Source organism: Mesorhizobium sp. ESP-6-4 (assembly GCF_020164735.1).
Taxonomy (GTDB): Bacteria; Pseudomonadota; Alphaproteobacteria; order Rhizobiales; family Rhizobiaceae; genus Mesorhizobium.
In genome coordinates this window covers 228,578-248,387 of sequence record NZ_JAIUGS010000004.1, presented here as the reverse complement: position 1 = coordinate 248,387, position 19,810 = coordinate 228,578, and the positions used below count along the sequence as shown (strand labels likewise).

General features: G+C 63.6%; 21 protein-coding genes and 1 tRNA gene. 10 read left to right on the top strand and 12 right to left on the bottom strand.

Annotation, left to right across the window (positions count from 1 at the left end):
- Position 1: 1 nt before the first annotated feature.
- Both LB523_RS10810 and LB523_RS10805 read right to left on the bottom strand, forming a co-directional pair.
- Positions 2-601 (bottom strand): DedA family protein, encoded by a 600-nt coding sequence (locus tag LB523_RS10810; RefSeq protein WP_140840291.1) that lies wholly within the window; start codon positions 599-601, stop codon positions 2-4.
- A complete protein-coding gene (locus tag LB523_RS10805; RefSeq protein WP_224602644.1) occupies positions 598-1,161 on the bottom strand; it encodes a DUF1003 domain-containing protein in 564 nt (187 codons plus the stop codon). The genes LB523_RS10810 and LB523_RS10805 overlap by 4 nt, the downstream gene beginning before the upstream one ends.
- A gap of 91 nt (positions 1,162-1,252) precedes the next feature.
- Here LB523_RS10805 and LB523_RS10800 point away from each other — a divergent pair, with 91 nt between their 5' ends.
- The 5 genes from LB523_RS10800 (at position 1,253) to LB523_RS10780 (ending at position 7,897) form a co-directional block, all read left to right on the top strand.
- Complete coding sequence (locus tag LB523_RS10800; protein ID WP_224602823.1) at positions 1,253-1,966, top strand: DNA-3-methyladenine glycosylase I; 714 nt, start codon at positions 1,253-1,255, stop codon at positions 1,964-1,966.
- 181 nt (positions 1,967-2,147) lie between these two features.
- Positions 2,148-3,827 carry an NAD+ synthase gene (locus LB523_RS10795; protein ID WP_224602642.1) on the top strand — a complete coding sequence of 560 codons (1,680 nt, stop codon included), beginning with the start codon at positions 2,148-2,150 and terminating at the stop codon, positions 3,825-3,827.
- A gap of 20 nt (positions 3,828-3,847) precedes the next feature.
- The gene (locus LB523_RS10790) at positions 3,848-4,255 is read left to right on the top strand and encodes a GNAT family N-acetyltransferase (RefSeq protein WP_224602641.1); all 408 of its coding nucleotides are present in this window, start codon (positions 3,848-3,850) and stop codon (positions 4,253-4,255) included.
- 374 nt (positions 4,256-4,629) lie between these two features.
- Positions 4,630-6,435 carry an ABC transporter ATP-binding protein gene (locus LB523_RS10785; RefSeq protein WP_224602639.1) on the top strand — a complete coding sequence of 602 codons (1,806 nt, stop codon included), beginning with the start codon at positions 4,630-4,632 and terminating at the stop codon, positions 6,433-6,435.
- A 310-nt stretch (positions 6,436-6,745) separates the two neighbouring features.
- Complete coding sequence (locus LB523_RS10780; RefSeq protein ID WP_224602637.1) at positions 6,746-7,897, top strand: hypothetical protein; 1,152 nt, start codon at positions 6,746-6,748, stop codon at positions 7,895-7,897.
- A gap of 5 nt (positions 7,898-7,902) precedes the next feature.
- Here LB523_RS10780 and LB523_RS10775 read toward each other — a convergent pair whose 3' ends face one another.
- The 4 genes from LB523_RS10775 to LB523_RS10760 form a co-directional block, all read right to left on the bottom strand.
- Positions 7,903-8,391 carry an NUDIX hydrolase gene (locus LB523_RS10775; protein WP_224525466.1) on the bottom strand — a complete coding sequence of 163 codons (489 nt, stop codon included), beginning with the start codon at positions 8,389-8,391 and terminating at the stop codon, positions 7,903-7,905.
- A 198-nt stretch (positions 8,392-8,589) separates the two neighbouring features.
- Positions 8,590-9,090, bottom strand: coding sequence for a xanthine phosphoribosyltransferase (gene gpt, locus LB523_RS10770; RefSeq protein WP_095765134.1), 501 nt, complete (start codon positions 9,088-9,090; stop codon positions 8,590-8,592).
- A 263-nt stretch (positions 9,091-9,353) separates the two neighbouring features.
- Positions 9,354-10,187: a universal stress protein gene (locus tag LB523_RS10765; protein ID WP_224602635.1), complete on the bottom strand. Its 834-nt coding sequence runs from the start codon at positions 10,185-10,187 to the stop codon at positions 9,354-9,356.
- Positions 10,188-10,267: 80 nt separating this feature from the next.
- Positions 10,268-11,008: a competence/damage-inducible protein A gene (locus LB523_RS10760; protein WP_224602633.1), complete on the bottom strand. Its 741-nt coding sequence runs from the start codon at positions 11,006-11,008 to the stop codon at positions 10,268-10,270.
- Between the two features lie 138 nt (positions 11,009-11,146).
- On the opposite strand from LB523_RS10760, the gene LB523_RS10755 reads away from it, so the two are divergent.
- Together LB523_RS10755 and LB523_RS10750 are read left to right on the top strand one after the other, a co-directional pair.
- Positions 11,147-12,115, top strand: a complete 969-nt coding sequence (locus LB523_RS10755; RefSeq protein ID WP_224602631.1) for an alpha/beta fold hydrolase — start codon at positions 11,147-11,149, stop codon at positions 12,113-12,115.
- A gap of 176 nt (positions 12,116-12,291) precedes the next feature.
- The gene (locus LB523_RS10750; RefSeq protein ID WP_224525477.1) at positions 12,292-12,564 is read left to right on the top strand and encodes a hypothetical protein; all 273 of its coding nucleotides are present in this window, start codon (positions 12,292-12,294) and stop codon (positions 12,562-12,564) included.
- A 70-nt stretch (positions 12,565-12,634) separates the two neighbouring features.
- Here LB523_RS10750 and LB523_RS10745 read toward each other — a convergent pair whose 3' ends face one another.
- The 3 genes from LB523_RS10745 to LB523_RS10735 form a co-directional block, all read right to left on the bottom strand.
- Positions 12,635-12,874 carry a DUF2188 domain-containing protein gene (locus LB523_RS10745; RefSeq protein WP_095765137.1) on the bottom strand — a complete coding sequence of 80 codons (240 nt, stop codon included), beginning with the start codon at positions 12,872-12,874 and terminating at the stop codon, positions 12,635-12,637.
- Positions 12,875-12,899: 25 nt separating this feature from the next.
- The gene (locus LB523_RS10740) at positions 12,900-13,178 is read right to left on the bottom strand and encodes a DUF982 domain-containing protein (RefSeq protein ID WP_095765138.1); all 279 of its coding nucleotides are present in this window, start codon (positions 13,176-13,178) and stop codon (positions 12,900-12,902) included.
- A gap of 160 nt (positions 13,179-13,338) precedes the next feature.
- Positions 13,339-14,442 carry an NADH:flavin oxidoreductase/NADH oxidase gene (locus LB523_RS10735; RefSeq protein ID WP_224602629.1) on the bottom strand — a complete coding sequence of 368 codons (1,104 nt, stop codon included), beginning with the start codon at positions 14,440-14,442 and terminating at the stop codon, positions 13,339-13,341.
- Positions 14,443-14,615: 173 nt separating this feature from the next.
- Between LB523_RS10735 and LB523_RS10730 the strand changes: the two genes are divergently transcribed.
- Positions 14,616-15,194, top strand: coding sequence for an NUDIX domain-containing protein (locus LB523_RS10730; RefSeq protein WP_095765140.1), 579 nt, complete (start codon positions 14,616-14,618; stop codon positions 15,192-15,194).
- Between the two features lie 82 nt (positions 15,195-15,276).
- On the opposite strand, the gene LB523_RS10725 is transcribed toward LB523_RS10730, so the two are convergent.
- Positions 15,277-15,362: transfer RNA gene (locus tag LB523_RS10725), tRNA-Leu, on the bottom strand.
- A 189-nt stretch (positions 15,363-15,551) separates the two neighbouring features.
- Between LB523_RS10725 and LB523_RS10720 the strand changes: the two genes are divergently transcribed.
- Complete coding sequence (locus LB523_RS10720) at positions 15,552-15,779, top strand: hypothetical protein (RefSeq protein ID WP_224602627.1); 228 nt, start codon at positions 15,552-15,554, stop codon at positions 15,777-15,779.
- A gap of 228 nt (positions 15,780-16,007) precedes the next feature.
- Here LB523_RS10720 and LB523_RS10715 read toward each other — a convergent pair whose 3' ends face one another.
- A complete protein-coding gene (locus LB523_RS10715; RefSeq protein WP_224602624.1) occupies positions 16,008-16,664 on the bottom strand; it encodes an outer membrane protein in 657 nt (218 codons plus the stop codon).
- A gap of 160 nt (positions 16,665-16,824) precedes the next feature.
- On the opposite strand from LB523_RS10715, the gene ade reads away from it, so the two are divergent.
- Entirely contained in the window at positions 16,825-18,663 is a 1,839-nt protein-coding gene (gene ade, locus LB523_RS10710; RefSeq protein ID WP_224602623.1) for an adenine deaminase, read from the top strand.
- Here ade and LB523_RS10705 read toward each other — a convergent pair.
- Positions 18,650-19,810 carry an alpha/beta hydrolase gene (locus LB523_RS10705; protein ID WP_224602621.1) on the bottom strand — a complete coding sequence of 387 codons (1,161 nt, stop codon included), beginning with the start codon at positions 19,808-19,810 and terminating at the stop codon, positions 18,650-18,652. The genes ade and LB523_RS10705 overlap by 14 nt on opposite strands.

Sequence of the window (19,810 nt, the reverse complement as noted above, 5' to 3'; positions counted from 1 at the left end):
ATCAAGATCCTGCCTGGTCTTCCCTGGCGCGTTCGCGCTTCGCGAAGTGATGGCCTACCAACCAGGCGACCACGGCGATAACTATGCCGACGCCGAGGGCGATGAGCAGGCGCTGATGGCGAGCAAACGCCTGGCCCACGATTTCCTCCGCGCCCAGGCCGAAGACATAGCCGATGCCGCTGAACAGGGCCGACCAGACCGCGGACGAGATGGCATTCAGGATGACGAAACGCGGCATGGACACGGTCGACAGGCCGGCGGCGACGCCGCCGACCAGGCGCATGCCGTAGATATAGCGGTTAGTCAGCACGAAAATGTTGGGATGGGTGTTGAGCAGGCGATAGGCTCGGCTGAAGCCCGGACGCCTGCGCAACAGTCTCACATAGCGATGTTCGGCGAAGCTGCGCCCCAGGGTGAAGAAGAACGTGTCGCCGGCGAAGGCGCCGAGGAAGGCGGCAAAGAAAGTCTGCCACAGCACGAAAACATGCTGATGAGCGAAGAAGCCGCCCAGGATCGCCGCGCTTTCGCCTTCGGCCACGCAACCCAGGAAGACCGCGATCAGCCCGTATTGCTCGATGAGGCGGTGGATGGTCTCGCTCATTCCGTTGTGGGCCGTGCGGACAGTTTTTCGTCAATGCGCCTGATCTGCTCGGCCATGCGCAGGATTTCGTCACGCATGCCGATGATCTCGCTATGGCGAAGCTCGTCGAGTTTTTCATGCAGGGCCATGATCTCGATCTCGGCCTTCAGATTGACCTCGTAGTCATGGGCGGCGTCGATGCGGTCGCGCTCGGTCTGGCGGTTCTGCGACATCATGATCACCGGCGCCTGGATAGCCGCCAGCATCGACAGAACAAGGTTGAGGAAGATGAAAGGGTAGGGGTCGAAGGCGTCGCGGGTGAGCAGCCAGGCGTTGCCGGCAGTCCAGACAACAAGAAAGGCCAGGAAGCTCAGGATGAAGGACCAGGAGCCGCCGATCCTGGCGATGGTGTCGGCAATACGGTCGCCATAGGTCTCGTGGAAGGCCACGGCCTTGTTGGTGTCGCGGGTGATGGTGGTGCGCTCGAGCGTCGACTGGAGCACGCGGCTCTCGAGCGGACCGAAACCGTCCGGCTTTCGCTTGAGCAGACGGTTCGCCATGTCCTCGACGATCTTGTTCATTTGTCCTCTCCTTCGGCCGGGCGTCGATAGAGGTAGAGGCTGCCGGGCCGGACGTGAAGTGATAGATTGCGGCGAACAAGCGGGGACAATGATGCTCGATTTCCAGAAAATCCATGCACGGGCGGCAAAGCGCAAGGGCGGAGAGGCCGTGCTGGCGCCGTTGCTTGGCCCCGCGCCCGATAATATGGCGGTGGCAAAGATCCCCGACGACCGCATCCTCTCAACCATGGCCGAGCGCATTTTCGCCGCCGGCTTCGTGTGGCGGGTGATCGAGCAGAAATGGCCAGGTTTCGAGGAAGCGTTCCTCGGCTTCGAGCCGAAGCGGCTTCTGTTCCAGCCGGACGACTTCTGGCACGAGCTTGCATCCGACAGCCGCATCGTGCGCAATCCGCAGAAGATCAAGTCGGTGCGCGACAATGCCGCCTTCGTCGATCGCGTCTCGAAGGAACATGGCAGCTTCGGCAAATTCATCGCCTCCTGGCCCGCGGACGATCAGGTCGGCCTGACCGCGTATCTCGCCAAGCATGGCAGCCGGCTCGGCGGCAACACCGGCCAGTATTTCCTGCGCTGGCTCGAATGGGACACGTTTGTCGTCTCCACCGACATGGCGGCGGCATTGCGCGATGCCGGCCTCGACATCGCCGAAAACCCGACCTCGAAGCGGGACCTCGACAAGATCCAGGCGCAGATCAACCAATGGTCGGCCGAGACCGGCCTGCCGCGCCGCCACATCTCGCGCATCCTGGCGATGTCGATCGGCGAGAACCGCTCGGCAGAGGCGCTGCGCGAATATATGAGCGACTAGGTGGTTGGGATCGATCGACGTCCGTCGATCGATCAGGGAGATAGTCGGCTCTGCCGGAGCCGCCGATTAGTCAGGATACGATCTTCAATCGATCAGGGACATAATCGGCTCCGCCGATTAGTCCTAAGTGGCACAACCAAACGCCATTGCGGGGCGATTTCAGCCACGCTAAATCCGTACCATGACCAAGACCGCTCCCGATATCCTGCGCATTGCCGTCGCCCAGCTCAACCCGACCGTCGGCGACGTCGCCGGCAATCTGGCAAAAGCGCGCGAGGCGAGGGCGGACGCGGCGCGCCAGGGCGCCGATCTGGTGCTCTACACCGAGCTCTTCCTCGCCGGCTATCCGCCGGAAGATTTGGTGCTGAAGCCTTCCTTCCTGAAGGCTTGCGAGAAGGCGGCGCAGGACCTCGCCGAGGACACGGCCGATGGCGGGCCGGGCGTCATCGTCGGCACGCCGCTGAAGCGCCGGACCGGCACGCATAACTCGATCGTCTTCGCCGACGGCGGCAAGATCATCGCCGAGCGCTACAAGCTCGACCTGCCGAATTATGGCGAGTTCGATGAGAAGCGCGTCTTCCAGGCCGGGCCGGAACTGCAGGGTCCGGTCAACTTCCGCGGCGTGCGCATCGGCATTCCGATCTGCGAGGACATCTGGGGCGACATCGCCGTGTGCGAGACGCTGGCCGAAAGCGGCGCCGAGATCCTGCTGGTGCCGAACGGCTCCCCCTACTATCGCGCCAAGATCGACGTTCGCCACCAGGTCGTCATCCGCCAGGTCATCGAGACCGGCCTGCCGATGATCTATGCCAACCAGCTCGGCGGCCAGGACGAGCTGATCTTCGACGGCGCCTCGTTCGCCATCGGGGCCGACAAGACGCTGGCCTTCCAGATGAGCCAGTTCGAGGAGGCGGTCGCCGTCACCACCTGGAAACGGAAAGGCGATCATTGGGTCTGCTCGGAAGGCCCGATGTCGAAGATCCCCGAGCGCGAAGAGGCCGACTACCGGGCCTGCATGCTGGGTCTGCGCGACTACGTCAACAAGAACGGTTTCAAGAACGTGGTGCTCGGCCTCTCCGGCGGCATCGACTCGGCGATCTGCGCCGCTTTGGCTGTCGATGCGCTGGGCGAAGAGCGGCTGCGCACCGTCATGATGCCCTACCGCTATACGTCGAAGGATTCGCTGAAGGACGCCGAGGACTGCGCGCGCGCGCTTGGCTGCCGCTATGACATCGTGCCGATCTCCGAGCCGGTCGAAGGCTTCAGGCACGCGCTGACCCAGCTGTTCGAGGGTACCCAGGAAGGTATCACCGAGGAGAACCTGCAGAGCCGCGCCCGCGGCACGATCCTGATGGCAATCTCCAACAAGTTCGGCTCGATGGTGGTCACCACGGGCAACAAGAGCGAGATGTCGGTCGGCTACGCCACGCTTTACGGCGACATGAATGGCGGCTTCAACCCGATCAAGGATCTCTACAAGATGCAGGTCTACGCGCTGTCGCGCTGGCGCAACAACCATGTGCCGCCGGGCGCGCTTGGGCCGTCCGGCGAGGTCATCCCGAAGAACATCATCGACAAGGCGCCGTCGGCGGAGCTGCGCGAGAACCAGACCGACCAGGATTCCCTGCCGCCCTATCCGGTGCTGGACGACATCCTGGAATGCCTGGTGGAGAACGAGATGAGCGTCGAGGACATCGTCGCGCGCGGCCACGACCGGGCGACGGTGACGCGCGTCGAGCACCTGCTCTACATCGCCGAATACAAGCGCCGCCAGGCGGCGCCCGGCGTGAAGATCACACGGAAGAATTTCGGCCGCGACCGCCGTTATCCGATCACCAACCGGTTCCGGGACCGCGGCTAGTCCGCCAGATTGCGCCGCGCATGCAGGATGTTGAAATCAGTTTCGACCTGTCGCGGATCGATTTCCGGGCAACCTCCGATCTGCTCATGCAAAGCTATTGGGGTGCGTCGCGAACTGATGAGGCCAACCGCCGCGCCTTCGACAACTCGCTCTGCGTCGGCGCCTATCTCGATGGCAAGCAGGTCGGATTCGCCCGCGCGATCACCGACTACACGGTCTTTGCCTATCTTGCCGACGTCATCGTCTGGCCGGAGCGTCGTGGGCATGGCATCGGCAAACGGCTTGTGCAGGCACTGCTCGATCATCCCGATATGAAGTCCGTCTCTCATTGGAGCCTCACGACCAGCGACGCTCACAGCCTTTACCAGAAGTTCGGATTCCGGGCGGAAGGGCGCTATATGCGACTGGATCGCTCACCCGCTGCCTGAGGCCCGGCCACAACCGGCCGTTGTTGCAAATTCGTCGCAGTGCTTGGACCAGATGTCGTTTTGGCGACGGGCCGACTTGGCGATCGGCTGATGCCTGCCTATAACAACCTTTCCGCGATTCCCTTCCGGGAGGACCGTATGGCAGGATTTGACATCGTTATGCGAGGCCGCGAGGCCTAGGTCGGCGCCGGCGCCCCGAGCGTTTCTCGGAGAGCTAGACGCGGACCAGGCATCTGCCGCTGCCCGTCGCCGCCTCAGGGCAGGCGGCCTTACCATACTGAACCTCCCGCTTTCAGGGTCGCCGCAACGCGCGGACGCGGGTTTTCCAATTCGATTTTTACCGGGACCGGGCTCGTTTGCGCCTGGATGACATCATGGCTCGTTTCAAGATCGACCTGCGCGCAAGCGCCTTTCGCAGCGTGCTTGGCTTTACGTTCAGCCATTGGCGCCGCCAGCCATGGCGGCTTTCGCTCATCATGGGCGCCTTCCTGCTCTCGACGCTCGCCGACGTGCTGACACCCTTCTATTCCGGCCGCCTGGTCGATGCCGTCGCCAGCGGCGCCGGAACCGACGCAGTCGCCTGGAATGCGGCGATGACGGCGTTCTTGATGCTGATGGCGCTGGCGCTGGCTGGTGTCGTGCTGCGCAATGTCGCATTCCTGTGCATCGTCGAGTTGACGCTGAAGATGATGTCGGACATCGCGGCCGATGCCTTCCATCGGGTGCAGCGCTTTTCGACGGACTGGCACGCCAACAGCTTTGCCGGATCGACGGTGCGCAAGATAACGCGCGGCATGTGGGCGCTGGACCTGCTCAACGACACGATCCTGATCGCGCTGCTGCCGTCGGTCGTCATGCTCGTCGGATCGACGCTGCTGCTCGGCTGGTTCTGGCCGTTGATGGGGGCCGTGGTGGCCGCCGGTTCGGTGCTGTTCATCGCTGTCACGGCGATGCTGTCGCTCGGCTATGTCGCGCCTGCTGCACGGCTCGCCAACAGCTGGGATACGCGGCTGGGCGGCTCGCTGGCAGACGCGGTGAGCTGCAACGCCGTCGTCAAGGGCTTCGGCGCGGAGGCTCGCGAGGAAGCGCGGCTGGCGCGCGTCGTCGCCAAATGGCGCCTGCGCACCGGCCGCACCTGGATGCGCGGCACCGCCAACGGCACCACACAAGGGGTGCTGCTGCTGGCTATGCGGGCGGCGGTGATCGGTCTTGCCCTCATGTTGTGGACCTGGGGCCAGGCGAGCGCCGGCGACGTCGCCTTCGTGCTGACCTCGTTCTTTGTGCTGCAGGGCTATCTGCGCGACATCGGCACGCACATCCGCAACCTGCAGCGCTCGATCAACGACATGGAGGAACTGGTCGACTTCCAGTCCGAGCCGCTCGGCATCGAGGACCGGCCCGGCGCTCGCCCGATCCGGATCGGCGACGGGCACATCGCCTTCGACAAGGTGACGTTCCACTACGGCACCCACCTTCTGCCGCTTTACCGCGATTTCTCGGTCGATATCGCGGCCGGCGAGCGCATCGGGCTGGTCGGGCATTCGGGCTCTGGCAAGACGACCTTCGTCAAGCTGATCCAGCGGCTTTATGATGTGAGTGCCGGGCGGATACTGATCGACGGGCAGGACATCTCGCAGGTCGAGCAGGCTTCGTTGCGCAGCCAGATCGCCATCGTTCAGCAGGAGCCGATCCTGTTCCACCGGTCGCTCGCCGAAAACATCGCCTATGCCAGGCCCGGCGCCAGCCAGGCCGAGATCGAGCATGCGGCCAAACTCGCGAGCGCGCATGATTTCATCACCAGCCTGCCCAAGGGCTATGGAACCCTGGTCGGCGAGCGTGGCGTGAAGTTGTCGGGCGGCGAGCGTCAACGTGTGGCGATCGCCCGCGCCTTCCTGGCCGACGCGCGCATCCTGATCCTGGACGAGGCGACATCGAGCCTTGATTCGGAATCGGAAGTGCTGATTCAGAAGGCGATGGAGCGATTGATGGCCGGGCGCACGACCCTGGTGATCGCGCACCGGCTCTCGACGGTGCGCGCGCTCGACCGGCTGCTGGTCTTCGATCGCGGGCGTATTGCCGAGGAAGGTTCGCATGACGAACTGATCCGGCTGAACGGCGGCATCTACCGGCGGCTGTTCGAGCGTCAGGCGCTCGAGCTGACCAAGGGCCTCGTCGCCTGAGGAAAGGACGGCGCCCGGCCTCCGCCGGGCGCCATCAGCCGCAACACGGTTGCAACCGCTCTCCCGTCATGCGGTTAGAGGGGTTCAATATGTTTTTCAAATTACTTTATATATATTGAAATTTTTAGGAAATTATATTTTAGATTTTAGCTATTCACGTACATTCAAACAATGATTTTAATGTATTTACAGAAAAGAAAATCAGATATGGCAGAAGAAGGCCTATAGGATTTTTTTGCAGGAAGCCGACCAGGCGGAGATTTCCTTTGAGAAGCACGACCGCCTTTAGCGCTTCGTATAGGCAATCACGATGAATCTTGTTTCCGCGAGTCCGGTGGTTGCGCCACTGGAATCCCAGCATGGCTCGGTTCGGCCTTTAACCGCCGAGGATCTCGAGCAGGTCGCCGCGCTGTTCCTGATGAAGTTTCGCCATCGTCGCCGCCAGCGCGATCGAGCGATCGCGCAGACGGCGGACTATATGAGGGGGCTTTACCTGGACGGGGATGAGAGCAAGGCTCTTGTCCAGATCAACCCGCAGGGCCGCTTGGGTGGCTTCATGGGCGTTCTGAAAGCCCGCTATGAGCTCAATGGAAGGGCATTGAGCGCGGCCATCATCGGTCCCTTCATGACCGACTCCAGCATCGATCACGGTTGGGCCGGCCCGCAATTGCTGCGTGCCCTGCATCAGGGTGAATTCGACCTGTACCTGACCGATTCCGCCAACCGGACATCCTTGGCGTTCGCGCGTCCGATGAAGTATCAGCTGCTGCCGGTGCATTGCCTGGAGTGGACCTGCATTTTCCGGCCGGGCGCCATGGCCGCTGCCGTGCTGCGCCGTAAATGGCCCGGGCTGCCTCGCCTGGCGCTCGATCCTTGCGCGAGAGCGTTCGACGCTCTTGCAGGAAGAAGGTTCGAGCCATCGGCCCAGCATTCGTTATCCCAACGGGTCCACCGGGAGCCGATCGATGCTGCCCAATTTGCGGAGCAACTGCCTGCCCTCATGACCGATTACTCCCTTCGGCCGAGTTGGAAGGGCGAGGAGTTGCCGCGGCTGCTCGCGCTGGCGGCCGAGAAGCGGGCCGACGGGCCACTTCATTTCGGCGGGACTTACGACGAAACGGGCAGGATGCTGGGCTGCTACGCCTTCTACGGCCAGGCCGGCGGCATCGCGAACCTATTGCAAATCCAGGCGTCCGGATCCCACTGGGGAGCGACACTGGACGGCCTCATCGCGGCTGCGCGGGAGATGGGCTGCGTCGGCATTGCCGGGCAGACGCAGAACCGGTTCATGCCGCAACTCTTCGGCCACAAGGACGTCTTCTTCCGCTATGCCGGGGGCACGATGGTCCGCTCGCGCATCGCCGAGGTCACCGAAGCTGTCCGCTCCGGCGACATTTTCATCGGCGGGTTGATGGGCGATCGTTGGACCCGGCTCAGTTCCGACGATTTTGGCCTTGCCTGAGCGGGTCAGGCGAACTTGCGCGGCGCGGCGCAGAAGCCGGCAATGATCTGGCAAAGGTCGGGTTCGTTGACCATCCGGATGGCTTCGTTCGGGCCAACCCATTTGCGCGTTCGCGCGCGCTTCTCTTTCCAGCGATCCGCGACGCGGTCGACATGCAGCGGAAAGACCAGTACCTCGCAAGGCACTTCCTCGCCGGAGGCGAGGACTTTGGCGTAGAAATAGCGGCCGGCTTCAACATGCGATATGGAGCCGCGCAGTCCGGCTTCCTCGCCTGCTTCGCGGGCGGCGGCTTCGCAAAGCGGTTCCCTAGCTTCGGGCCAACCCTTGGGCAGCACCCAGCGACCGGTGTCGCGGCTGGTGATCAGCATGATCTCGACGCCGTTCTCACTCTCGCGCCAAGGCAAGGCGGCAACCTGCAGGCGACAAGGCGCAACGCCGAAGAGCCGCCGGACTCTTTCGGCCATCTGGTTGTGCGTCGTCGGCCTCGTCAACATGGTAAGAAGCTGCCCCAGCCTCCAGAATCGTTTGCCACCTTACGAATCTTACGGCGAATTATGAGCTTTAAAAGTAAAAAACTTCACTCCGTCGGAAAATCTCACCAGAAAAAGTCAATCCCGCAAAGTAGTCGTGCTCCTTGGCACGACTAGACGACCCAAGTTTAAGGCAGATTCTCTGGAAAATAAGGTGGCCGTTCAGCCGGCGTGATCGTCCGCGATCGGCTTCTGGTAAGTGAAGCCCATGTCCCACGGGAAGTAGATCCAGGTGTCCTGACTGACCTCAGTGACGAATGTGTCGACCAGCGGACGGCCCTTCGGCTTGGCATAGACCGTCGCGAAATGCGCCTTCGGCATCATCGCGCGCACTATGCCGGCCGTCTTGCCGGTATCGGTCAGGTCGTCGATGATCAGCACGCCGGCTCCGTCATCGGCGAGCAGCGGAGGCGAGATCTCCTTCAGGACCTGCAGCTGACCCTGGCTGGTGTAGTCATGATAGGAGGCCACGCACACCGTCTCGATGACGCGGATGCCGAGCTCGCGCGCGATGATGGCGGCGGGGACCAGGCCGCCGCGCGTGATGCAGACGATCGCCTTCCATTGTCCCTTGTTGGCGCCGGACAGCCGCCAGGAAAGCGCGCGGGCGTCGCGGTGGAACTGGTCCCAGGAGACGGGAAAGGCTTTTTCGGGAAGGGACATGTTCGCGCACTCCGCAAGCGCGCGCCATCAGCGCGCAGAAACAATGGAATGCGGGCGGAATTAGCTGGAAAGCCTTGCTCTTGGCAAGGGACAGCGGATGGACGCCCCCGGATGATGTTTGACCACGGCGGGTGAGACGACCCTCGACTTGAATTTCCGACGATCTTCCGCGGGAGACCGGTGGACCTCCGTTTGGAGAGCGTGACTGAGATATCATCGCGGACGGAAAACCGTGTCGCGCTTTTCCCGGAATTGCTCCGGCGTCACCGCGACAGGAAAGCGGCTACATTCGTGCTGCGCAGCACCGTGCGGGTGACGCCGCCGAACAGGAGTTGGCGCAGCCAGGAGTGGCTGTAGGCGCCGAGCACGAGCAGGTCGGTGCCGGACTCGGCTATCCTCGACTGGATGATATCGTCGATTGCCGAGCCATCCGACTTCTGCACCGAGACGCTGACATTGGCGCCGTGGCGCGACAGGGCGGCCGCGATCTCGGCGCCGGCCGCCTCGGGGGATTCGTCCAGGCTCTCGGGCGGATCGATGACGAGAATGTCGGTCTTGTCGGCCTCGGCAATGAAGGGCAGGGCGTCGAAGGCCGCGCGGGCCGCTTCCTTGCTGCCGTTCCAGGCCAGCAACACACGCCTGAAGGTTGTCACCAGCGGGCCGTCATGCGGCACGACCAGCACCGGCCGGCCGGCATCGTAGACCAGCGTGTCGACATCGGCGCTCGGATCGCCGCCGGTGTCACGCTGCGCGGCGATGATCAGATCGGCGGCGCGCACGCTCGATATGCCGGTCAGCGCGCTGTCGCCGGAAAAGCTCTCCAGGCTTCGCCATTCGAAGGAGAGGCCGGATTCCTCGATCCGCTTGAGGAAATAGGCCTGCAATTTGTCGGCGCGCTCCTTGTTCATCTCGGCCGAGACCTGCAGGAATTCGGTGTCGGGAAAGCCCGTGGCCGATGTGTAGGGCACGGGAAGCGCCTCGGCATGGATGCCGACGAGATGGCTCTCGAATCTTTCGGCAAGCGGAAGGGCGCAATCGAGCACGCGCTCGGCGTCCTGTTCGTTCTGCAAAATGGCCACAATCGTCTTGAAGCGCATGGCTGGTCCCTCAATTGTTTACCCCGCGCATCTGCGCGGCAAGGGAACGCCTCAGCGCATTGACTGGTTCCAGCCGCGGATCAGCCTGCCTTGGCCAAGCCCGCCACCATCTCCTCGACGTCCTTGCGCGCGGCCTCGAGCGCTTCCTCGCTGCGGGCGCGGACGACGAGTTCGGTCCAGAACTTGCCGTCGCCATATTTGGGATAGGAGCCGATGATCGTGTCGGGATGCGCCTTCTGGATCTCGGCTAGCGGCCCGCCGATCAGGCCCTCGCCGAAGGGGCAGTGCACCGTGGCCGACAACATTTTGGTGCCTGCCTTGAGCGTCGGCACCACATTGTCGAGCATGGCCTGGAAGATCGACGGCACGCCGGCCATGACATGGACGTTGCCGATGCGGAAGCCCGGCGCGACCGAGACGGGATTGTCGATATGGTCGGCGCCGCGCGGCATGCGCGCCATGCGCTTGCGCGCTTCGGTGAATTCGATGCCACGCCCGGCATAGCTTGCTTCGAGCAGCGCATAGGCCCTGGCGTCGTATTCGCAGGGCACGCCGAAGGCCTTGGCGATCGAGTCGGCGGTGATATCGTCATGCGTGGGGCCGATGCCGCCGGTGGTAAAGACGTAGGTATAACGAGCGCGCAGGGCATTCACCGCCGCAACGATCTCGTCCTCCTCATCGGGGACGATGCGCACTTCCTTTAGGTCGATGCCGATCGCCGTCATGATGTCGGCGAGATGGCCGATGTTCTTGTCCTTGGTGCGGCCGGAGAGGATTTCGTCGCCGATGACGAGCATGGCGGCGGTGACGATTTCAGGCATGGTGGGCTCCGGCACAATAGGTCGCTTGAGATAACGCGGCCGGCCGCCGGCGGCAATGCGAAACCCGGATGTGTCGGGTGCGCGCTTGTGGCGGCTGCCGTTGCCGATATGGTGCGGTCGGTCGGGCCGGGTGAAAACATGCTGATATCGATTGTCTTGTGGCTGCTTGCCGGCTTGCTTGCCGCCATCGTGCTTGTCGTGCTCGCGCTGATGCTTGCGACCTGGCGGATCGCGGCAAAGGCCGAAAGACTGGTGCCGGCTTGCGGAAAATTCGTCGAGATCGACGGCAACCGCATCCACTATGTGGAAGAGGGCGAGGGCAGGCCGATCGTCTTCGTGCACGGGCTCGGCGCTCAACTCCACCACTTCCGCCAGACGCTGTTCGGCCGCTTCGGTCCTGGTTACCGGCTGATCGCCCTCGACCGGCCGGGCTCGGGCTATTCAGTTCGGGCGAGCGGGGCCACCGGCCGGCTGCCCGAGCAGGCCGATATCGTGCGGCGCTTCATCGAGGAATTGCGCCTGGAGCGGCCTTTGGTCGTCGGCCATTCGCTCGGCGGGGCCATCGCGCTTGCGCTGGCGACCGGCCATCCGACAGCGATTTCCGGCATCGCGCTGCTCTCGCCGCTGACGCATCAGGAAGCGAGGGGGCGTCAGGGATTTGACCTGCTCTATGTTCCGTCACGGCTGCTGCGCCGCGTCCTGGCCTATACGGTGGCGATACCGCTCAGCCTCCGTTATGCGCAGCCGACGCTGCAGTTCATTTTCGCGCCGCAAGCGGTTCCGGCTGACTACATGATCGGCGGCGGCGGATGGCTTGGGCTGCGTCCATCCCACTATTTCGCCACCTCCACCGACGTCGTGGCCGTGGAACGGGATCTTGGCGAAATCGAACGGTCTTACCGCGAAATTGCGATGCCGGCAGGCATTCTGTTCGGCACCGGCGACCAGGTGATCGGCGAGGCGGTCCATGGCCAACCGATGCTGGACAAGATCGACGCCCTCGACTTTGAGCGGATCGAAGGCCTGGGCCACATGCCGCAATTTACGGACCCCGAACGGGTCGTCGCCTTCGTCCAGCGTATCGCGGCGCGCGCTTTCGCGCATTGACCGCAATTGACCTTGGCGGGGGCTCGCGGCTCTTCAAGCGGCGTCACGCAAATGTGTCGGACATTCTGTCCTACCCGGAATTTCCAGGGGAACCTTCGCACCCAACCCAGGGTTTCGTTGGTGTCGCCAGGGCCTTGGCGCCCGTTTTTTTGGCGATCAAGAGAATGGAGAATCCAATGATTACAAGACTCATTGCAGCTTCGGCGCTGGTGCTGGCCATGGGTGGCGCAGCCATGGCGCAGTCATCCGATGACTGGTGGTGGTGGCACCGCGATCATCGTCCCGACACGAGGCAGCAGGTAGATCCCTATACCACAGGCAGCATCAATGGTGGCTCCGGGCTGACCACCTACGGGAATACCGGTGGCATGGGGCCGTGCGCCCACAACACACCCGGTCCGGATGCCAACTCGCAACAGAACGTCAACGATAACTACTGCGGTAAGTAGTGCCGCATAGCCACCAACGGCCGGTGCGAGGCCTTCCGGCTTCGCCGGTCGCGGGGCGGTTCCAACTCGCCTAGTCGGAGACTTCGGTTTGCGGCCGGTCGCGGCCGTCGGCGAGTTCGTCGTGCCACGTGCCTTCGGCGTCCTCATATTGGATGCCGTCGGTGGTGCCGGCAACCTGCTGTTCGGACGAGGCGATCTCGGCGGCGCGCAGCGCCTCCTGGTGCGTGCGGAAAGTCTCGGAAAATGTCGAGCCGACCTTGTAGGCCCAGCCGCCATCATGCTCGACGATCTTGTAAGTCAGCTTCGCCATGGAATCCTCCGGTTAAGAAGCGTGCTCAGTGCAGCTTTCCGTCGGGCAGCCTGTCTTCGGGAACCAGAACTTCCGATTCCCTGGCTGCCTCGACAAGGGCGCGACGCGCGTCCGCTGTCGAACGATAACCTTCCAGCGCTTTGAGGCAAGTGTCGAGAGCATAACGATGGCGATCGCCGCGATTGAGCGGCCAAACGGTCATCAGGCACTCGGCGGCCTCGCGGGTGCTGCTTATCTGGCGGTATTTGCCGACATGGCCGAGCTCGACCACCACCGGCTTTTCAAAGGGTTTGTTGTCCATCATGGCCGCCAACGTAAAGCGGCCAAATTGGTTGCAGTTGTGGCGAGGATCCTGCGCCCAAACGTCTCAGGACCCGGCCGATTTCCGGTTTTGTTTTGACGCAATTCGGACGGAAAGCCACGGCGAAGCCGCCGAGCCTGACGGTGTCACCCCGGGAATTGCTTTAGCCGGCGGCCTTCATCCAATGCCGCATCGTCGTCACCGAACGCGCCAGCTGCGGCGCCGGATGGATTTCCTCGCCGAAGGCGGCGGCGGCGCGCCAGCCCCAGCGCGGGTCGGCGAGGAATGCGCGCGCCAGCGCCACCATGTCGGCACGGCCGTCGGCGACGATCGCCTCGGCTTGGCTCGGATCGTCGATCAACCCCACGGCGCGCGTCGGAATGCCGGCGCCGTTGCGCACGGCCTCCGCCAGATGCACCTGGTAGCCGGGACCGGGCGGCACCTGCTGCAGGGGCGAATTGCCGCCGCTGGAGCAGCAGATATAGGCGATGCCCTCGGCCTTCAGCGCCTTGGCCACCTCGATCGCGTCCTCGATGTCGAAACCGCCTTTGACCCATTCCTTAACCGAAAGGCGCGCCCCCAGCATCATGGACGGGACGGCCTTTCTCACCGCCCTGGCGATTTCGAGAGCGAAGCGCATGCGGTTTTCCAGCGACCCGCCCCAACGGTCGGTACGCTGGTTGGAGAGCGGCGAGAGAAACTGGAAGATCAGATAGCCATGCGCGGCGTGCAGTTCGGCAAAGTCGAAGCCGGAGCGTTCGGCGCGTGCGGCCGCCTGCGCAAAGCGCGCAATGAGCTCCAGGATCTCGTCCTCCTCCAACGCATGCGGCACGTTCCAGCCCGTGTCGTAGGCGATGGCCGAGGCAGAAACCGTCTGCCAGGGATCTTCGCCCGGCTGCAGCGGACCGCCGCCTTCCCAGGGTTTGCGGTTGGAGGCCTTGCGGCCGGCATGGGCAAGCTGGACACCGAATTTCGTGGCGGGCGCGGCGACGCGCCTGGCGGCGTCGAGCGTACGCTTCGCGGCCGCCTCGTTGTCGTCCGAATAAAGGCCGAGGCAGCCATGCGAGATGCGCCCGCGCCGCTCGACATCGGTCATCTCGACGGTCACCATGCCGGCGCCCGACATTGCCAGGTTCATCCAGTGATGGAGATGCCAATCGCCGGCCGAGCCGTCCTCGGCCGAATACTGGCACATGGGGGCAACCGCGATGCGGTTGGGGAAGGTGAGGCCGCCGAGGGTGATCGGCTGGAAAAGCGATGACGTCATGTGAAACGGGCTCCTGGAGAGATACCGCTATCTAGGCAGTCGCGACGCGACGCGCCAGACACGAGCCGGTGAGACTCCCCCGCTGGACCAATCGGTTTCGAGGCCAGTCGGTTTCCTGGATTGCCTGCGACACCTTTCACCGCTACGCCTTTGCGACCAATACGGAGGTCGTCATGGAAGATCGCATTCGCATCCGTTCGCAGGAGGTCCTTTCGGACGACTGGGCGGTGCTGAAGAAGACGGTGCTCGACTATCGCCGCCGCGACGGGCGATGGGAGACGCAGACCCGCCAGACCTACGATCGCGGCGACGGCGCCGTGATCCTGCCCTTCGATCCGCAGCGCTCGACCGTCCTCCTGGTGCGTCAATTCCGCTTCCCGGCTTACGCCGTAGGCCACCACGAGCCGCTGATCGAGGCTTGCGCCGGCTTGCTCGACGAGAACGATCCCGAAACCGCCATCCGCAAGGAAGCGGAAGAGGAACTGGGTTATCACCTGAAGGATGTCGAGCGGCTGTTTTCGCCGTTCATGAGCCCGGGCAGCGTGACGGAGCGGCTCTGGTTCTTCACCGCGCGCTATTCGCCGGCCGACCGCATTTCCGACGGCGGCGGTGCGCCGGAGGAAGGCGAGGACATCGAGGTTCTGGAAATGCCCTTGGACGAGGCGCTGGCCGGCATCGCCGACGGCCGCATCGTCGATGCCAAGACGATCATCCTGATCCAGCATCTGAAGCTCAATCCGATGAAAGGTTGAGCCGATCGCGCGTTGGAGGTGGCCTGCCATCCGAAGCTCCTCCTTCGCCAAGGCTTCGGAGGACTCGTCGAAGAGCGAAGGGTGGTGCGGACGACGGGAATCGAACCCGTACGATCAGAGATCGAGGGATTTTAAGTCCCTTGCGTCTACCAATTCCGCCACGTCCGCAGGCGTGCCCTTTTCAGATGCCAGATATGAGCCGTCAAGCCATGTTTCGGATCGGCTGCGCTTTGTGCCGCCGTCCGGCCCGTTCTCAAGTGCAGATTTAATATTAGCGATATTTAAAATGCCAACTTCTCCGAACTGATCCCATTAGCCTTTATGTGCGAGTCTACGGCCGGCTTTGATGGTGGAACCATGCGTGGGCCAGGCTGGATCAGGGGACTGCGGGAGGAGGAGGCGCAGCAGCTGCGCAGGGAGATCGGTCGGCTCGAACGAGGGCTGATCGAGGCCGCCAATTCGAAGGCCAAATGGAACCTGCACGAGGTCGCCCACACGTTGCGCTGGCAAAAGGCCCGGCTGCGGCGGCTGGAGGAGTGTCTCGAGGCCATGCCTGAAGGAAAGAGGGCTTCGGACCGATCCTGACCGTTCAGCCAAGCATGTCCGCTAGGCGGGCAGGGCGGTGGGAAAGTGGCGCGATCACGCTATTACGGCCTGCCCTGGGAGCGCTAATGTTTGCGCCTCGGCGGATCGATCCGCCGAGGCCGGCGTCCATCAGGCCCCTACCCATTCCCCCGCCCCCTGCGGGCGCCGGCCACCTGAATTTTCAAGACCTGCGAGGGGGGGGTGCGCATCGTCGCGGTGCCGCAAACCCTAGAATTTATAGCTGAAATTCACGCCCAGCGTCTGCAGCTTCACGTCCTGGTCGCGGTCGGCGAAGGTGTCCGGCGCATCGAAATGCTCCTTGCCGAAATCGTAGTAGCGGTATTGCGCGCCGACGACGACATTGTTGGTCAAGGCATAGTCGACGCCGGCGCCGAGCGTCCAGCCGGTGCTGGTGCGGGTTTGGGCAAAGGCCGTGCCTGCTGCCTGCGAGGTCTCGATGCCGGCGAAAGCGACGCCGCCGATGCCGTAGATCAGCACGCGATCCATGGCGTAGCCGGCCTTGGCATCGATCGATCCGAACCATTTGATGTCGGTGCCGAATGTGTTTGCCGGGCCGGCCTCGGCGGTGCCGTCGATCGAGGCGTAGTTCAGATCGGCCTCGGCGCCGATCACAGCCTGGTCGAACTGCCAGAGCCCCGCGACATGGCCGCCGATGAAACCGCCATCGATATCGGGCTTCACCGAACCGCCCTCGACGCTGATGTCGGACCGGCCCCAGCCATAGCCGGCCTGCAGGCCGGCGTAATAGCCGGTCCAGTCGAAGCCGGCCGCGGTCATCGGCAGATCGGCACCCAGATCCGCCGCCCCGGCGGATCCGGACAGCAGGACAAGAAACCCGGCACTGGCAAGCGTCAGTCGACGCATCGATCGCTCCGAAATGGCGGTTTCGAACGACTCCTCGGAACAGACTAGCCCCATTCGCCGCGAAACGGAATTGCATCTCTGCAACAGTGGTTTACGACCTGACGCTCTGGCTCCGGACGCCGACATTTGCCAAAGTGACCTACGCAGAGGACTCAAGCCCATGACGAACGCCAAGCCGACCAGCGCCGCAAAGCCAAAGCCGTGGACGCAAGTGGCGACACATCTGGTCGACGTCGCGATGGGCCGAAAGCCGGCCGATCTGGTCATCCGCAACGGTCGCTGGGTGAACGTCCATTCGGGCGAGATCATCCCCGGCACCGATATCGCGATCGCAGCCGGCCGCTTCGCCTATTGCGGGCCGAACGCCAGCCATGCCATCGGGCAGGGGACGAAGGTCGTCGATGCCGGCGGGCGCTATCTGGTGCCCGGCCTTTGCGACGCGCATATGCATGTCGAAAGCGGCATGGTGACGGTGACGGAGTTCTGCCGCGCGGTCATCCCGCACGGCACGACCTCGATGTTCATCGATCCGCACGAGATCGCCAATGTGCTTGGACTGCCGGGCGTGCGCCTGATGCATGACGAGGCGGTCGCGATGCCGATCAACGTGCATGTGCAGATGCCGTCCTGCGTGCCGTCGGCGCCGGGGCTGGAGCATGCCGGCGCCGAATTGACGGTCGCCGACGTCGCCGAGGCCATGACCTGGGAAAATATCATCGGGCTTGGCGAGGTGATGAATTTCCCCGGCGTCGCTGCCAACGATCCGGTGATGTCGGGCGAGATCGCCGAGACGGTCAGGGCCGGCAAGACGGTGGGCGGGCATTATGCATCGCCCGATCTCGGCCTGCCCTTCCACGGCTATGTCGCCGGCGGAGCGGAGGACGACCATGAAGGCACGCGCGCGGAGGACGCGATCGCGCGGGTGCGCCAGGGCATGAAGGCAATGCTGAGGCTGGGATCGGCCTGGTACGACGTCGCAGCGCAGATCAAGGCGGTGACCGAAGACGGCATCGACCCGCGCAACTTCATCCTGTGCACCGATGACAGCCATTCCGGCACGCTGGTGCATGAAGGCCATATGGATCGCGTGGTGCGGCATGCTATCAGCCAGGGACTGAAGCCGGTGACGGCGATCCAGATGGCGACGCTCAACACGGCGCAGCATTTCAGGCTGGAGCGCGAGATCGGCTCCATCGCGCCCGGACGGCTGGCCGATCTGCTGATCGTTTCGGACCTTGCCCGGATGACCATCGACGAGGTCTATGCCCGCGGCGTCCGGGTGGCCAAGGCCGGCAAGCTCGAGATCGACATCCCCGCCTATGACTATCCGCAATCCGCAAAGAACACGGTCAAGCTCGGCAAGAAGCTCGCGGCGAAGGATTTTGACATTTCCGCGCCGGCGGGCGCCAACGAGGTGCGGGCGCGGGTGATCGGCGTGATCGAGAACCAGGCGCCGACGCGGGCTCTGGAAGCCGATCTGGCGGTTGAGGACGGGCTGGTCGCCATGGATCGCCGCAACGACATCTGCCAGATCGCCCTGGTCGAGCGGCATCGCGGCACGGGCGGCGTCACCAACGCCTTCGTCTCCGGCTTCGGCTATGTGAAAGACTGCGCAATGGCGTCCAGCGTGGCGCATGACGCGCACCACATCATTGTCGTCGGCACCAACAAGGAGGATATGGCCTTGGCCGTGAACCGGCTGAGCGAGGTGGGCGGCGGCGTCGTGCTTTATTCCGAGGGCAAGGAACTGGCGCTCGTCGAGATGCCGATCGCCGGCCTGATGTCCGACGAACGCGCCGAGATCGTCGCGGCCAAGGCCGATCAACTGACCGAGGCGATGCGCAAGGTCGGCTGCTCGCTCAACAACGCCTATATGCAGCACTCGCTGCTGGCGCTCGTGGTCATTCCGGAGCTGAGGATCTCGGACGTCGGCCTGGTCGACGTGACGACGTTCCAGAAGGTCGATCTTTTTATCCGAGCGTCAGCTATCCGCCGGTAGCGATGGTCAAGACCCTGAACGGCGTGGTGATGACGACCTCGGCGACCGAGCCGACCGCCTTGCCGAGGCCTTGGCCGATATCGTTGAGCTGCGTCGGGTCGGGCTCGTCCGACGCAAGCCCGGCTGGTGTGCGCAGCCGGTTGCCCAGCAATTGCACCAGGATCGGGTTATCGGCGAATTTGGCGTGGTTCAGGCCGTCGCCGCCCTTGGCGTGGGTCAGGTCGACGACCGTCACGCCGTAATCAGCGAGGTCGGCCGCGTTGCCGTAGTCGCCGACGCGCGGCTTGTCGCCGGAAATGAAGCTCGACAGCTTCAGCGCCCGGTCGTCGCCCGAAAGCAGGATGGCGAAGGGTTTGTCCGGCTTGCCGTAGCGGATCATTTGCTTCTTGAAGACATCGACGTCGATGTCGGGCGAGGCGAGGATGACATAGCCGAGCTTGCCGCCGAGATCGCGGTCGCCGGTGATGGCGAGCTGGCGCAGCGCCTCCATCGTCAGCCAGGTGCCCATCGAATGGGCGATGATGTCGATGCTCTTGACGCGTGTCTTGGCAAGCATCCGCAGCGTCGCCTCGAGATCGTCGCGCGCGGCGGTCGAACTGTCCTTGTCATAGATGTAGCCGGTCGCCTTGGCGCTCGATGCCCATGAGAACAGCACCGGCGTTCCGGGATATTTGGTGTCATGCGCTATCTGCGTGATGCGGTAGATGCCGTCGTCGAAACCGTTGTTGAAGCCGTGCACGAACACCAGGGCGCGGTCGCCGCGCATGGAAATGTCGGCGCCGACCGCCTTGGCGAATTGCCGCGCGTCGCCATAGTGGACGACGTCGGTGGCGGTGAACTGCTTGGCCGGATTGGAGTCTGCCGAGCCCTTGGCACGTTCGATCGCGCCGACCTGATGGCTCTTCGGCACCGTGACGTCGACGCGGGCGTAGCTGGTGGTCAGCGAACGGTCGCCGTCGAACACCTGGCGCGGATCCTTGGTCGCCTGCTGGCGGGTGGTGGCGACGAAGATCTCATGCGTGGCGGCGATGTCGGAGGCAGGCGTTGTAACTGTTTTGCGGTTGAGAAGATCATGCGTGGGACCGGCGCAGCCGGCGAGGGCGAGCGTGAAGGCAAGGCCGACAACGATCTTCACATGCGCAATCAC